Source organism: Psychrobacter sp. 1U2 (assembly GCF_051847575.1).
Genome location: NZ_JBPYDC010001325.1, coordinates 1 through 629 on the forward strand (window position 1 = coordinate 1; position 629 = coordinate 629).

General features: G+C 44.5%; 1 protein-coding gene. It reads right to left on the bottom strand.

Annotated features, from left to right (window positions below):
• Window positions 1-93: 93 nt before the first annotated feature.
• The coding region (locus tag ACS8FD_RS21890) for a type III PLP-dependent enzyme domain-containing protein (protein WP_459252168.1) at window positions 94-629 on the bottom strand (536 nt) is incomplete at its 5' end.

Below are 629 nucleotides of genomic sequence, written 5' to 3' on the forward strand. Positions count from 1 at the left end.
GTTTTCAACTAGCATTTATTAAATAAAAAGAGGCTATTGTAGGCTACGGCTACAACAGCCCCTTTAAAAAACGATAGTGATTTAATTCAGGAATTAGTATGCGCGGCCACGTGCAGAGACAGGCCATACGCTTTCAACTTTGCCGTTACGTACGCCGACATACCAGTCATGAATGTTACAAGTCGGATCACAATGTCCTGGCACCAGCTTTAGCTTTTCATTGATTTTAAGTACACCTTCAGGATCGCTTACCACGCCATGCTCATCCGAGCATTTTACGTATTCAACGTCATCACGGCCGTAGATGAAGGGTAGGCCACTATCGACTGACTGTGCTTTTAGACCGGCATCAACGATAGCTTTGTCAGGTTTGGCGTGGCTCATAACAGACGTCAATAAGAATAACGCATTTTCCCACTCGCCTGCATCGATACGATTGCCGTCCTCGTCCAAGATACGACCGTAGTCAGCATCCATAAAGGCGTAAGAGCCGCACTGTAATTCGTTATAAAGACCTGAATTACTTTCAAAATAGTAACTACCAGTACCGCCGCCAGAGATAAATTCTGGTTTTAAACCAATCTCTTCTAAGGCATCAACGGCGTGTTGAACTTGATCGATAGCAGCTT